General features: G+C 61.6%; 13 protein-coding genes. 1 reads left to right on the plus strand and 12 read right to left on the minus strand.

Annotated elements, in window-relative coordinates:
* Positions 1-23: 23 nt before the first annotated feature.
* The 3 genes from VCJ09_RS09120 to VCJ09_RS09130 are packed head-to-tail and all read right to left on the minus strand — an operon-like array spanning position 24 to position 3194.
* Positions 24-566: a response regulator gene (locus VCJ09_RS09120; protein WP_324734048.1), complete on the minus strand. Its 543-nt coding sequence runs from the start codon at positions 564-566 to the stop codon at positions 24-26.
* A complete protein-coding gene (locus VCJ09_RS09125; RefSeq protein ID WP_324734049.1) occupies positions 563-1906 on the minus strand; it encodes an HD domain-containing phosphohydrolase in 1344 nt (447 codons plus the stop codon). Before VCJ09_RS09125 ends, VCJ09_RS09120 begins: the two co-directional genes overlap by 4 nt.
* Positions 1899-3194, minus strand: coding sequence for an ATP-binding protein (locus VCJ09_RS09130; RefSeq protein WP_324734050.1), 1296 nt, complete (start codon positions 3192-3194; stop codon positions 1899-1901). The genes VCJ09_RS09125 and VCJ09_RS09130 overlap by 8 nt, the downstream gene beginning before the upstream one ends.
* Before the next feature lie 158 nt (positions 3195-3352).
* Here VCJ09_RS09130 and VCJ09_RS09135 point away from each other — a divergent pair, with 158 nt between their 5' ends.
* Complete coding sequence (locus tag VCJ09_RS09135; protein ID WP_324734051.1) at positions 3353-4051, plus strand: DUF6901 family protein; 699 nt, start codon at positions 3353-3355, stop codon at positions 4049-4051.
* A gap of 297 nt (positions 4052-4348) precedes the next feature.
* Here VCJ09_RS09135 and VCJ09_RS09140 read toward each other — a convergent pair whose 3' ends face one another.
* From VCJ09_RS09140 to ccoG, 9 genes are all read right to left on the minus strand, one after another.
* Positions 4349-5167 (minus strand): ion transporter, encoded by an 819-nt coding sequence (locus tag VCJ09_RS09140; RefSeq protein WP_324734052.1) that lies wholly within the window; start codon positions 5165-5167, stop codon positions 4349-4351.
* 2 nt (positions 5168-5169) lie between these two features.
* Positions 5170-5718, minus strand: a complete 549-nt coding sequence (locus VCJ09_RS09145) for an adenine phosphoribosyltransferase (RefSeq protein ID WP_324734053.1) — start codon at positions 5716-5718, stop codon at positions 5170-5172.
* Positions 5719-5789: 71 nt separating this feature from the next.
* Positions 5790-6524 carry a fumarate/nitrate reduction transcriptional regulator Fnr gene (gene fnr, locus VCJ09_RS09150; RefSeq protein ID WP_324734054.1) on the minus strand — a complete coding sequence of 245 codons (735 nt, stop codon included), beginning with the start codon at positions 6522-6524 and terminating at the stop codon, positions 5790-5792.
* A gap of 430 nt (positions 6525-6954) precedes the next feature.
* Positions 6955-8316 (minus strand): oxygen-independent coproporphyrinogen III oxidase, encoded by a 1362-nt coding sequence (hemN, locus tag VCJ09_RS09155; RefSeq protein ID WP_324734055.1) that lies wholly within the window; start codon positions 8314-8316, stop codon positions 6955-6957.
* Between the two features lie 180 nt (positions 8317-8496).
* Positions 8497-9180, minus strand: a complete 684-nt coding sequence (locus tag VCJ09_RS09160) for a sulfite exporter TauE/SafE family protein (RefSeq protein ID WP_079201546.1) — start codon at positions 9178-9180, stop codon at positions 8497-8499.
* The gene (gene ccoS, locus VCJ09_RS09165; RefSeq protein WP_079201547.1) at positions 9173-9391 is read right to left on the minus strand and encodes a cbb3-type cytochrome oxidase assembly protein CcoS; all 219 of its coding nucleotides are present in this window, start codon (positions 9389-9391) and stop codon (positions 9173-9175) included. The genes VCJ09_RS09160 and ccoS overlap by 8 nt, the downstream gene beginning before the upstream one ends.
* A 161-nt stretch (positions 9392-9552) precedes the next feature.
* Complete coding sequence (locus VCJ09_RS09170; RefSeq protein WP_324734056.1) at positions 9553-11958, minus strand: heavy metal translocating P-type ATPase; 2406 nt, start codon at positions 11956-11958, stop codon at positions 9553-9555.
* A 76-nt stretch (positions 11959-12034) separates the two neighbouring features.
* Positions 12035-12541: a FixH family protein gene (locus VCJ09_RS09175; RefSeq protein WP_324734057.1), complete on the minus strand. Its 507-nt coding sequence runs from the start codon at positions 12539-12541 to the stop codon at positions 12035-12037.
* A 14-nt stretch (positions 12542-12555) separates the two neighbouring features.
* Complete coding sequence (gene ccoG / locus VCJ09_RS09180; RefSeq protein ID WP_324734058.1) at positions 12556-13962, minus strand: cytochrome c oxidase accessory protein CcoG; 1407 nt, start codon at positions 13960-13962, stop codon at positions 12556-12558.
* Positions 13963-13982 lie beyond the last annotated feature (20 nt).

Below are 13982 nucleotides of genomic sequence, written 5' to 3' on the forward strand. Positions count from 1 at the left end.
GCGCCGGGTAGCGCGGATGATCATCAGTTGGCCTGTGCGTCGTCCAGTTCGTCGATCAGCACTGAACCATCGCTGTCGCGGCGAACTCGGGTAAGGCCTGGATGTTCGACCTCCAAGCGCAGTAATTCCTGCTGCTGGCGATCGAGGGCGCTTTGTTGTTGGCGCACCTGCATAAGCAGGCGCTGGTTTTCATCGCGCAGGAGAAACAGGTCGATGGCGCCACGCAAAGCGACTTCGATCTCGAAGTCTTCCCAGGGTTTGGCGATGAAGCGATAGACCTCCGCCTGGTTGATCGCTTGCATCATCGAATTGCGGTCGCAATGACCGGTCAGCAATATACGCATGGCATTGGGCTGACGCTGCTTGGCGAATTGCAGGTAGGTGACGCCGTCCAGGTGCGGCATCTTGAAGTCGGAGACGATCACCGCGTATTCATGCTCGGTCAGCGCATCCAGGGCTTCCTGTACGTCGCTGAAGGCATGCACTTCCCAGTCGTGAGGGCGCAACACCCGCTGTAGCGCCTTGAGAATCTGCGGTTCGTCATCCAGCAGTTGAATCTTGATCATGGCGTCTTCTCCGTGGCGTGCGTGGCATCCTCGGCGGTGCGGACAAACAGGGTGTAGTGGCCACTTTCACTGGCTTCGAAGGCGATCAGCTTGTCGATTAACAGAGCGGTCAGCGGCTTGCCCTCATTGAGCAGCAGCATGCCATTGTCGGCGTTCAGGTTGCGCGCCAGCACCATGCCAGGCTCCAGGCGGCGGGTATCCAGGGCGAGAATGCTCGGGTCAGAGAGGGTGATGTCCGGTGCCAGTTCGGTGCAGAGGCTGATGAACTGCTCGCACAACTGCGGATCGTAGAGGCGTCCGCTGTATTTGTTGATCAGCAACAGGGCTTCATCGCGGTTTAGCCTGCGCTCGAGAATGCTGCCGCGCTGCAATTCGATGAAATCCACGGCCAGTTTCAGCAGGCGTGAGCCGAAAGGCGTGGCTTCGCCCTTGAGGTGGTCGGGGAAGCCGCTGCCATCCCAGCGCTCCTGGTGATGTCGGATCAGGCGGGCCGCATCCTGGAGCGGCTCCAGGGTCATCAGCAAATTCTCACCCTGAACCGGGTACTGCCGGTAGCGCTCGCGCTCCTGCTTGTAGAGCAGATCGGAGGGGCGGCTGAGCAGTTGATCGTCCCAGGTCAGCTTACCGATATTGTAGAGTGCGGCGGCCATGGTCAGGTCGCGGCTGGGGGCTGCGTCGAGGCCGTGTAATTCGGCATAGGCGCGAACCAGGGCAATGACTTGAGTATTGGTCTGTTTGTCCTTAGGGATGCGTTGGTTGACCAGGCTGGAGAACACCTCGGTCGCCGTCACATAGCTGCGCTTGAGCTCCTCGTAAGCCAGGTCGAGCATGTCGGCGGTCTGTTCCAGCTCGGCGGTGCGCGCCATGACCCGCTGTTCCAGGGTTTCGTTGAGCTCCTGCAGGCGCTGGTTCTGTTCCAGACTCAGCGCTTCCAGGCGCACTCGCTCACGCTCCGAGTGTTGATAGGCCAGGGCTTGGCGCATGGTCAGGCGCAGTTCGTCGTCGTCCCAGGGCTTGCTGATATAGCGGTAGATCTGCCCCTGGTTGATGGCGCGAATGGTGGTGCTGATATCGGCGTAGCCGGTGAGCAGGATGCGCATGGTCTCGGGCCAGTGCTTCTGCACTTCGGCCAGCAGGGTCGCGCCGTCCATGCCCGGCATGCGGGCGTCAGAAATCACCAGGTCGATCGGTTGGCTGCGCAGTATCTCCAGCGCCTGCTCGCCGCCATTGGCGATCTGCACGCTATAGGCTTCGCCCCTGAGCACGCGGCGTAGGCTGCTGAGAATGTTCTCTTCGTCGTCGACCAGAAGGACGTTGGCGATGCTGTTCGGTTCATTCATGGTGATCGGCGTCCTCCTTGAACGGTGGCTGGGTTGGCTGCTGGGCCGGTAACCAGACACGAAAGCGCGTGCCCTGGCCAGGCGTGCTGAAAACCTCGATGCGACCATTGTGCTTACGCACGATGTTATAAGACAGCGACAAGCCGAGGCCGGTGCCTTTACCCACCGGTTTGGTGGTGAAGAAGGGTTCGTAGATACGGTTGAGCAGGTGCGGCGCGATGCCTTGGCCGGTATCTTCCACTTCCAGCCAGACCCATTCGCCTTGGTGCCCGCTGCGCAGGGTGATGCGACCGAACTGCTCGATGGCGTGGGCGGCGTTGACCAGTAGGTTCATCATGACCTGGTTGATTTGCGAGGGCATGCATTCCACCGCAGGTAGCTGGCCGTATTCCTTGACCACTTCGGCCTTGTACCTGAGCTCGTTATTGACCACGTTAAGGGTGATGTCGAGGCCACGATGCAGGTCGGCGAGGCGGAATTCATCCTCCTCGAAATGGGAAAAATCCTTGAGCGCGGTACTGATCTTCTTGACCTGCTCGATGCCATCTTCGGACTCACCGATTAGTGCCTCGACATCATTGCGGATGTAGTCGTACTCCAGACTGCGCTTTAGCTGGCGTACCTCGCCGAGGCTGGCGGCGCCATCCACTGCATCGATGATGCGCAGTAGATCATGGACGTAGCCGGCGAGGGTCTGCAGGTTGGAGAACACATAACCGATCGGGCTGTTGATCTCATGCGCCACGCCGGCAGCGAGCTGGCCGATGGCCGCAAGCTTTTCCGACTGCATGAGCTGGGCATTGGCTTTTCCCAGCGTCGTGATCAGTCGTTCCTGCTCGACCTGTTTGCTGCTCAAGGTATGCAGGGCGGCATCCAGCTGGTTGTTGTCGCGGGTGAGTTTGCTGCTGTCGTACAGCAGCAAACCAAATAGCGGCTGGTCATCGCTGCGCTTGAAAGGAAACAGCAGGGTGCTTTGCCGCATCAACGGGGCCGGTTCCCCGGACGTGTCGAATGGCAGTTGAATCAGGTAGGGGCTTTCGTGCCACTCGGTGTAGACGTGCTCGCCCTGATCGCGGGCCAAGACCAGCATCTTGCTCAGGCAGGGGGTGTCGGTTTCCGGGAATATGAGGGCCAGTGGCTGTTGCTGCGCCTGCTCAAGCCGCTTGCCGCTACACTGGGTAACAAAGTTGTTCCAGTACTGAATGCGCAGCTCGGCATCGAGGATGATCACGCCGATATCGATGTGCTCAACAAGAGCAGAGGCCAATTCACTTTGGCGGCTATCCATGGCGAGCTCCGCTTGGCGACCAGGCTGGGAGTTGTTTGTATTACCTGGGGTGCGTTTTGTAATTCGTCGTTTAGACTTTTTTTTGACGTCGAAATTATGGCGTTGATAGACGTTCGCTGCCACACTTATTTTAATCACTCTGCCACTCAGGTTAGCCCATGGCGCAGCCCGCAATCGATGATTCGATTATCCAGTATTATTTCGAGTTCGCCGACGGCCGCAGTTGGCAGCATAAGGTCGATTTGGCGGCGCTACCCGGCGCGCCAGACGAAGCGCTTCCAGACTGGGCGCGCCTCGAATTCGAGCAATGCGGACATTGTCCGCTGCGTGATGCAGACACCTCCTATTGCCCCTTCGCCGTAGCCTTGGTCAAGCCTGTTGAGGTGTTGGCGCAGATGCCTTCCTATGAGGAGGTGGCTGTGCGTGTGGTGTGGCGGGGCCGGGATATCCGTCAGCGTACCTCGTTGCAGCGCGCTTTCGGTTCGCTGCTTGGTGTGCTGGGAGCCGCTTCGGGCTGTCCATACACGCGACAGCTTAAAGCCATGGCCTGGTTTCACCTGCCGTTCAGCGGCACCGACGAAACCCTGTACCGGGTGTTCGGCACTTACCTGCTTGGGCAATACCTGCGCCAACAGCGTGGCATGAGTGCGGACTGGTCGCTGACCGACTTGCGTGAGGTGTATCGCAACTTGCGCCTGGTCAACCTGGGTATGACTGCGCGGCTGCGCGCCGCGGCCGGCGAAGATTCGGGGCCCAATGGCATGATCCTGCTCGATTTGCTGGCGGCCGACACCCTGTATTCACTGGATCAGTACGAGGGTGAGCTGGATCGCTTCTTCGAGACGTTTTTCGAGTAAGCCCGAGCAGGGAGAGGGATCAGTTCTGTAGGAGATCCCCCGTCGTCCAGACGCCGCGCTGTCGCGCAGCAAACTGGAGGCAATGGTGTCTTTCGGCTTGTGGGTACCTGTAGGAGCGGGCCATGCCCGCGATGGGTTTCGCGGGCATGGCCCGCTCCTACAGGGCTTTGTGTATATTTAATTTATATATATAAAACAATGAGTTATTCTTTGTTTGATGAGAGTCGTCCTACCTCTCCGCCGGCAAGACGATTCCTACGGACTCAACCATCACCCGCTAGTAGCGGAGGCGTTGAGTCAGGGGCGGTGTTCGCGCAGTTCGGCGATTTCTGCGCGCAGGGCTTTCAGTTCATCGAGCAGCAATTGTTCGGTTTTCGAGGGCGGCGCCTGGAGGGCTTCCTGGTCGTGGGTGGCTTGCATGGCATTGACCACTACCGCGATGAACAGGTTGAGCATCATGAAGGTGGCGATCAGGATGAAGGGCAGAAAGTACATCCAGGCCAACGGGAACTGTTCCATCACCGGGCGCACAATTCCCATCGACCAGCTTTCCAGGGTCATCACCTGGAACAGGGTGTAGAGGCTGGCCCCGAGGCTGCCGAACCATTGCGGAAAAGCCTCGCCGAACAGTTGGGTAGCCATTACCGCCGCCACGTAGAACACCAGGCCAAGAAGCATGGCGATGCTGCCCATGCCCGGCAGCGAAGACAGCAGAGCCTGTACCACCCGGCGCATATTAGGGTTGATCGAGATCAGCCGCAAAACGCGCAAAACCCTCAGCGCGCGCAGCACGGCGAATGGTCCACTGGCTGGCACCAGGGCGATACCCACCACCAGGCAATCGAATACCGCCCAGGGATCGCGCAGCAGGCTGGCGCCGCGGGCAATGAAGCGCAGTGCCAGTTCGAGGATGAACAAGCCGAGTATCAGCTTGTCCAGTGCCTGCAACACGCTGCCCCAGTCGGCCATCAGGCTTAGCGAGGTTTCCATGCCGAGGATTGCCGCATTGAGGATGATCAGGGCGGTCACCAGGCGAGTGATGCCTGGGCTTTCCATCAGGTCGGCCAGGCGCTCGCGCCAAGTGCCGTAGCTCGGGGCCAGGATATTTTCGGGCATGATTAGCGGTCGTCGAGGGCGAAGGCGATGAGGGTAAAGGTCGGGATGCCGATGTCTTGCAGTTTTTCCGAGCCGCCCAGTTCAGGCAGGTCGATGATCGCGGCGGCTTCAAGGATGTTCGCGCCCATGCGCCGCACCAGTTGTGCGGCCGCGAGCAGGGTGCCGCCGGTGGCGATCAGGTCGTCGAACATGAGTATCTGGTCGCCTTCGCAGAGGCTGTCGGCGTGCACTTCGAGAAAGGCCTCGCCGTACTCGCTCTGGTAGCTCTCGCGCAGCACGTCGCCTGGCAGTTTGCCTTGCTTGCGAAACAGGATCAGCGGCTTGTTCAGTTCATAGGCCATGATCGAGCCAATCAGAAAGCCGCGGGCATCCATTGCGCCGATATGGCTGAACTCGGCTTCGACGTAGCGTTGGATAAAGCTGTCGGCGACCATGCGCAGGGCGCGTGGCGACTGCAGCAGCGGGGTGATGTCACGAAAAGTCACCCCAGGCTTGGGGAAGTCGGCGATCGGGCGGATCAAGGTTTTGATACTGAATTCGTCGAAAATCATCGTGAGAGTCCTGCCGCTGACTGAAGTGGGCGCAAGGCGCCGGCTGTTGGCGACCGACGCTCATACTTCGGTCAGCCGTCGAGGTTGCCACCGGCCAGGGCGCACAGCTCGATCGGGTCGAGAATATGCACCGACTTGCCTTCGGCTTCGAGCAATTGGTTCTGCTGGAAGCGGGTAAATACCCGAGAGACGGTTTCCACCGCAAGGCCTAAATAGTTACCGATTTCGTTGCGCGACATGGCCAGACGGAACTGGTTGGGTGAAAAGCCCCTGGCGCGGAAACGGGCAGACAGGTTGACCAGAAAGGTGGCGATACGTTCGTCGGCACTTTTCTTCGACAGCAGTAGCATCATTTGCTGGTCGTCGCGGATTTCCCGGCTCATCACCCGCATCAACTGGCGGCGCAGTTGTGGCAGCAGTATCGACAGCTCGTCGAGCCGATCAAAGGGAATTTCACAGATCGAAGTGGTCTCCAGTGCTTGCGCGGATACCGGGTAGGTCTCGGTGTCCATGCCGGACAGGCCGACCAGTTCGCTAGGCAGGTGGAAGCCGGTGATCTGTTCTTCGCCGCTGTCGCTCAGGCTGAAGGTCTTCAGTGCGCCGGAACGCACGGCGAACACCGAGTTGAAGACATCGCTTTGGCGAAACAGGAACTCGCCTTTCTTCAGCGGGCGGCCACGCTTGACGATCTCGTCCAGCGAATTCATGTCTTCCAAGTTCAGCGAAAGCGGTAGGCACAAAGTCGCCAGACTGCAATCCTTGCAATGGGCTTGATGTGGCGTATGCAGCTTGAGGCTTCCGGACATTGGCGTTGCTTCCTAGGTAAAACACGCAATATTCGCAAGGTTACAGCAGGGGGGCGATCTCAGCCAGTCGAGGGAAGTATTGATCGGTTAGCAGAACGCCGCTTTACCGTGGCGGAAATGACCGCTGGTCGTACGTTTCCCGATACGCCGCGACAGCACAACCCGGCAGCCCTACGGGCTGCATTCGCCGCGGGGCGGGCGGCCCACATGGATGTGGGAAATGCCGCAGGCGCCGCTGGCGCCCCATGGATGGGGAAGGTAGGAAAAATGCTCGGAACATTTTCGACGACCCCCATGGATGGGGTGAGGTAGGAAAAATGTCGGGAACATTTTCGAGAGCGGGCGCGGCCTCCGGCAAGGTTCTGGGCAGGCGTGAGTCTATGGATAAACGGATTAATTGATCAGGCCACTAGATCGCCCGCGAGAAGCACTAGCGACTGTCCTGTGTGAGGTAGCGATCGAACAGCATGCACAGTGAACGCACCAGCAAGCGACCGGTGGGGCGCACGTCGATGCCTGCAGTGTTGAGGTCGATCAGGTCGTCCCGTGCCATTTGCTTCAGTTGTGGCCAGATATCGGCAAAGTATGCGCGGAATTGGATGCCGTGGGCCTGCTCGATTTCGGCAAAGTTCAGGCAGAAATGGCAGATCAACTGCTGGATCACCGCGCGTCGCAGGCGATCATCGGCATTGCAGTGCAGCCCACGCTGGGTGGCCAGTTGAGCGCTGGCCAGGGTTTTCTGGTACTGGCTCAGCTCGCTGTCGTTCTGGCAGTAGAGGTCGCCGATCTGGCTGATGGCCGATACGCCGAGGCCGATCAGGTCGCAATGACCGTGGCTGATGTAGCCTTGGAAGTTGCGCTGCAGGCGGCCGTCTTCCTGGGTGCTGGCCAGTTCGTCATCGGCCAGGGCGAAGTGCTCCATGCCGATATAACGGTAACCGGCGGCGCTGAGCTGGGCGATGCTGCCCTGCAGTATCGCCAGTTTGTCTGCGGGGCTGGGCAGGTCGTTGCCGTCGATGCGTCGCTGCGGCATGAACCGCTCGGGCAGGTGGGCGTAGTTGAAGAGGGATAGCCGGTCGGGCTGCAGGGCGATGATCTCGTCCAGGGTCAGGGCGAAGCTTTGCGGGGTCTGCTTGGGCAGGCCGTAGATCAGGTCGATATTGACCGAGCGGAACTGCAAGGTGTGGGCGGCTTCGACGATGGAGCGGGTTTCTTCCAGGGTTTGCAGGCGATTGACTGCGCGCTGCACCGCCGGGTCGAGGTCTTGCACACCGAGGCTGACCCGATTGAAACCCAGTTCGCGGAGCAGGCCCATGGTCGACCAGTCGGCTTCACGCGGGTCGATCTCGATGCTGTAGTCGCCGGAGTCGTCATCCAGCAGGTTGAAGTGCTGGCGCAGCTGGCTCATCAGGTGGCGCAATTCGTCATGGCTGAGGAACGTCGGCGTGCCACCGCCAACGTGCAGCTGTTCGACGCTCTGGCGGCGATCGAGCTGGTGGCCGATGAGGGCCATCTCGTGTTCCAGTTCGCGCAGATAGGGCTGGGCGCGACCGCGATCCTTGGTAATTACCTTGTTGCAGGCACAGTAGTAGCAGAGGTGCGCGCAGAAGGGCACGTGCACATAGAGCGACAGCGGGCGCAATTGCTTGCGGCTTTCGCGCAGCGCCTGCAGCAGTTCGAATGAACTGACACCGCTGTGCATCTGCACGGCAGTAGGGTAGGAGGTGTAACACGGCCCGGCCTGATCGTAGCGACGGATCAGGTCCGTATCCCAGTGGATGGCGCCAAGCATGCGGGTAATCCCCGATCTAACTATCAAGGTCGGGAGTTTATGCAAGCGTGCTCTTGAGCGTCTTGACCTGTGTCAACGGGAGTTTGGGGGGCGAGGTTGCAGAGAGGCAGATAAGGGAACCGGATGGGACGCGCGCGGGTTAGGCGGTGCAGCTATCCCATTGGCTTGTCCATTCCTGCCTCAATGCCCCATCAGCCAATGCTGATGCGGGCCGGGCAGGGTCCACAGGCCGAAGAGGATCACCAGTAGGCCGCCCGCCATACGTACGCCTTGTTTGCGCAGCAAGGCGGTCACGCGTTCGGCGGCCATGCCGGTGGCCAGCAGCACCGGCAGGGTGCCGATGCCGAACGCCAGCATCAGTGCGGCGCTGTCGAGCGCGTCGCCCTGGCTCGCCGCCCAGAGCAGGGTGCTGTAGACCAGACCGCACGGTAGCCAACCCCACAGGCCGCCAAGCAGCAAGGCGCGTGGCAGGCTGGTGACCGGCATGAAGCGGCGGGTCAGCGGTTGGATGTAGCGCCACAGGCCGCGGCCGAGCGCTTCGATGCGGGTCAGGCCGCTCCACCAGCCGGCCAGGTACAGGCCCATGGCGATCAGCAGCAGCGCTGCGACAACCCGTAACAGCATGGCCGCCGGGCTGCTGGCCAGGGCCCAACCGGCCATGCCGAGGAGCAGGCCGGCAATGGCATAGCTGAAAATCCTCCCGACGTTGTAGGCCAGTAATAACTGCAAGCGTTGCGCGCGCTGCTCCGCCGGTATGGCCAGGGTCAGTGCGCCCATCAGGCCGCCACACATACCCAGGCAGTGGCCGCCACCCAGCAGGCCGAGGATCAGGGCAGACAACAGCATCGGCGCCAGTTCAAGCACGGGGTGGCTCCTCGTCGTCTGTTGCCTCGTCGGGGTTTTGCGCTTGTCTGACGCCGGCCTTGTGCATGGGGTCTTCGTCGTCGAACAGGATGCTGTGGGCCGGGCCGTCGAGGTCGTCGTACTGCCCGCTGTCGACGGCCCAGAAGAACAGCCAGATGGCGAAGCCGACCAGGGCAATGGCCACCGGGATCAGAATGTAGAGCGCGGGCATGGGGTCTCCGAATGCATCATCTGAAAAGGGTGTGCCGAGTCTGTTGATGATCTCGCGAGCTAAGGTCAGGCCAGGCGAAGGCGGGCGAGGACGCACAGTTTACTGGTGTAAATGAGCAGTCCAAGCCCACGTTCAACGCCGCTTGGCCGACGCGTAGCAGGTCAAGGGCGGGCTCGGGTCAGGCGCAGGGCGTTGAGCACCACCAGCAGCGAGCTGAGCGACATGCCCAGCGCGGCCCAGATCGGCGTGATCCAACCGATGGCGGCGAACGGCAGCACCAGGCCATTGTACAGGCTGGCCCAAGCGAGGTTCTCGATGATGATCCGGCGGGTACGCCGTGCCAGGCTGAAGGCCTGGACCAGGCTGCTCAACCGGTTGGACAGCAGCACCGCATCGGCGCTGGTTTTCGCCAGGTCGGTGGCGCTGCCCATGGCCACGCTGATATCGGCGCCGGCCAGTACCGGCACGTCGTTGACCCCGTCACCGAGCATCAACACCCGGCGACCCTGTTCATGCAGTTTGTGCAGCACCGCCAGCTTGGCGTCCGGGGTCATGCCGCCACGGGCGTCTTCGATGCCCAGTTGGCGGGCCACTGTGCCGACCATCGGCGAGTTGTCGCCCGATAGCAGCAGCACCTGCCAGCCGCGCGCGCGGCAGGCGGTGAGCAGGGCGGGGGCGTCGTCGCGCAGGCGGTCATCGAGGACGAACCAGGCGAGCGGGCCGTGGCCATCGCCAAGCAGCAACCATTGGCCCTGCTGGCCGGGGATCGCCGGCGCGGCCTGGCCACTCAACTGGCTGACGAAGTCGGGCTGGCCAATGCGCAGCTGGCGGCCCTCGACCTGGCCCTGCAATCCTAGCCCGGGAATGCTATCGACCTGCTCGGCGGCCAGCGCCGCGCGGCCAAAGGCGCGCGCGATCGGGTGCTCGGAACGGTTTTCCAGGGCGGCGGCCAGGGCCAGGCAGGCGTCGCTGTCCAGTGCGCCGAGCGGATGGATGGCACTGAGGGTCAGGCGGCCCTCGGTCAGGGTGCCGGTCTTGTCGAAGATTACCGTGTCGATCTGATTGAGGCCTTCCAGCACATGGCCGCGGGTCAGCAGCAGGCCGAGCTTGTGCAGGCTGCCGGTGGCGGCGGTCAGGGCGGTCGGGGTGGCCAGGGCCAGGGCGCAGGGGCAGGTGGCAACCAGCAGGGCCAGCACGATCCAGAAGGCGCGCGAGGAATCGATCTGCCACCAGACCAGGCCGACGACGGCGGCGACTACCAGGACTATCAGCAGGAACCACTGCGCCGCCTGGTCGGCGATCTCCGCCAGACGTGGTTTCTCGCTTTGCGCACGCTCGAGCAGACGGACGATGGCCGACAGCCGGGTGGCATCGCCAAGCGCCTGCACTTCGACGGTCAGCGGCCCTTCGACGTTGAGGGTGCCGGCGGTCACACTGTCGCCAACGTTGCGCGGTTGCGGCAGGTATTCGCCGGTGAGCAGCGATTCATCGACGCTCGACTGGCCACTGAGAATGCGTCCATCGGCCGGCAGCAGGGCGCCGGGCGGCACCAGCACCTGCTCGCCGGCGCGCAGTTCGCTGAGCAGAATTCGCTGGCTCTGGCCATCGGCATTCAGGCGCAGGCAGGATGCCGGCAATAGTTGCACAAGCTGCGCGGTGGCCGCCGCCGTGCGTTCGCGGGCGCGGCGTTCCAGGTAGCGGCCGGTGAGCAGGAACAGGGCGAACATGCCGACCGCATCGAAATACAGCTCGCCCTGGCCGGTGACGGTCGACCAGATGCCGGCGACATAGGCGCCGCCGATGGCCAGTGACACCGAGACGTCCATGGTCAGGTGGCGGGTACGCAGATCGCGCAGGGCGCCGCGGAAGAACTGGCCGCAGCAATAGAAGACGATGGGTGTGGTGAGGAACAGGCTGACCCAGCGCAGAATCTTGTCCAGCTCGGGGCTGAGGTCGATGTTGAATTCCGGCCAGGTGGCCATGGTCGCCATCATGACCTGCATCCACAGCATGCCGGCCACGCCCAGTTCGCGCATGGCCCGGCGGTTTTCCCGCTGCAGCTGTTCGGCGGCGGCATCGGCGTGCCAGGGGTGCGCGGCATAGCCGATCTTGCGCAGCTCCTTGAGCAACTGACTGAGTGGCAGTTGGCTGTCGGCCCAGCGCACTTGCAGGCGGTGGTTGGACAGGTTGAGGTGGGCCTCGGCAACACCCGGCACCTCGCGCAGGTGCTTCTCGATCAGCCAGCCGCAGGCGGCGCAACTGATGCCTTCGATCAACAGGCAGGTTTCGCTCAGCTCGCCATGCTGTTCGACAAACGGTTGCTGCACGTCGGCGCGGTCATACAGCGCCAGTTCATCGGGCAGCGCCTGCGGCAGGCTTTGCGGGTTGGCGGCGCTTTCACTGCGGTGCTTGTAATAGTGCTCCAGCCCGCCTGCGACTATGGCCTCGGCCACCGCCTGGCAGCCCGGGCAGCACATGGCGCGAGTCTCACCCAATACCTGGGTGTGAAAGCGGCTGGCGGTGGGGACCGGTAAGCCGCAGTGGTAGCAGGAGGTTGGGCTAGCCATGGGGAGAGCAGTCTGAGGCCTGGTGCTTGAGTATGATGGGCGCAGCAGGCTGCGCCTTCAGATGGCGGAATGGGTGCTACTGGGCGAGACCGATACGGATGGTCTTGCCGCTTTCCACGGTTCTTTCGTCGAACAGGCGCCAGTCCTTGCCGCCTTCCTGGCCGATCAGCTCGACGAAGCGGCGGCCCTGCACGGCATCCTGCATCTGCCCGTGGTACAAGCCTTGGCCTTGCGGCTGCAGAATGATCCGGCGGTCGCGCTCCGGTTGGGTTGGCGAGATCAGGTTCAGCACCAGTTGCGCCGGGCCGCTATTGCCTTGCAGCTGCAATTTGGCAACGCCGGTTTCATCGTCGAGGTCGAGGGTAGCGCTCAATTTCAGGCGCTCGGCCAGGGATTCGCGCTCCAGCGACTGGTTGATGCCTTTGCCGACATCGTAATAATCATCGGAGATCAAACCCGGCGGATTGCGCGTGGCAATGGTCAGCAGGGTCAGCCCTTGCACTACCGAGTAACCCAGCAGGGCAATAAGGAACCAGGGCCAGAACTGTTTGAACCAGGGTTTGATCGGTGCTTCGTCAGACATGCTTGACCTTTTGATCAGCGGACGCTCGGGCCGATAAAGCGGCTGTCGGCGTCGTTGTTGATGCTCGCATCGTCCGCGGAGCGGATGCGGAACATGATTTCATTGGTGCTGGACGGCAGTTTTTCCGGATCGATCGACAGTTCGACCGGCAGCGACAGTACTTCACCGGCGAGGGCCTTGATTTCACGCTTGCCTTCGTAGACCAGGCCGTCAAGGCCGTCGGCTTCGATCAGGTAAGTGATCGGGTGCTGGGCCTTGTTCATGATCTTCAGGGTGTAGACGTTCTCGATCCGGCCTTCCTCGTTCTCGCGGTAGAGCACGCGATCCTTGAGTACATCCAGCTCGACCAGGGAACGGCTGGACACGGCCCAGGCGAAGACCGCCATCATGGCCAGCAGGGCGATGGCGTAGCCGATCAGGCGTGGACGGACCAGCTGGGTTTTCTGCCCCGACAGGTTGTGTTCGGTGGTGTAGCTGATCAGCCCTTTCGGGTAGTTCATCTTGTCCATGATGCTGTCGCAGGCGTCGATGCAAGCGGCGCAGCCGATGCATTCGACCTGCAAACCATCGCGGATGTCGATACCGGTCGGGCAGACGTGCACGCACATCTTGCAGTCGATGCAGTCGCCCAGACCGTCGGCCTTGTAGTCGGCATCGCGTTTGCGCGGGCCGCGCTGTTCGCCACGACGTGGGTCGTAAGACACGATCAGGGTGTCCTGGTCGAACATCACGCTCTGGAAGCGCGCATAGGGGCACATATAGATGCATACCTGCTCACGCAGATAGCCGGCGTTGCCATAGGTGGCCACGGTGAGGAAGCCGACCCAGAACAGTGCCCAGCCGCCGGCCTCGAGGGTGAACAGTGCGGGGATCAGTTCGCGAATTGGCGTGAAATAGCCGACGAAGGTGATCGCCGTGACTAGCGATACACCGGTCCAGATACCGTGCTTGGCCAGTTTGCGCAGGAATTTCTGCGCAGTCATCGGCGCTTTGTCGAGTTTCATGCGCTGGTTGCGGTCGCCTTCGGTGACCTTTTCCGCCCACATGAACACCCAGGTGAATACGCTTTGCGGGCAGGTGTAACCGCACCAGACGCGGCCGGCATAAACGGTGATGAAGAACAGGCCGAAGGCGGCGATGATCAATATGGCTGACAGCAGGACGAAATCCTGGGGCCAGTAGGTGGCGCTGAGGATATGGAATTTGCGCTCTGGCAGGTTCCACCAGACGGCCGGACGGCCATTCCAGGTTAACCAGACAGTGCCGAAATAGAGGATGAACAGCAGTGCGCCGCCGAGCATGCGCAGATTGCGGAAGATGCCGGTAAAGGAGCGGGTATAGATTTTTTCGCGATTGGCGTAGAGGTCGACGGTTTCGACCTTGCCCGGGGTAACGTCTTTAACAGGAATCTGCGAGCTCATCAGTGTGTACCACGGCGGTT

This window comes from Pseudomonas paeninsulae, assembly GCF_035621475.1.
In the GTDB taxonomy this organism is placed as follows: domain Bacteria; phylum Pseudomonadota; class Gammaproteobacteria; order Pseudomonadales; family Pseudomonadaceae; genus Aquipseudomonas; species Aquipseudomonas paeninsulae.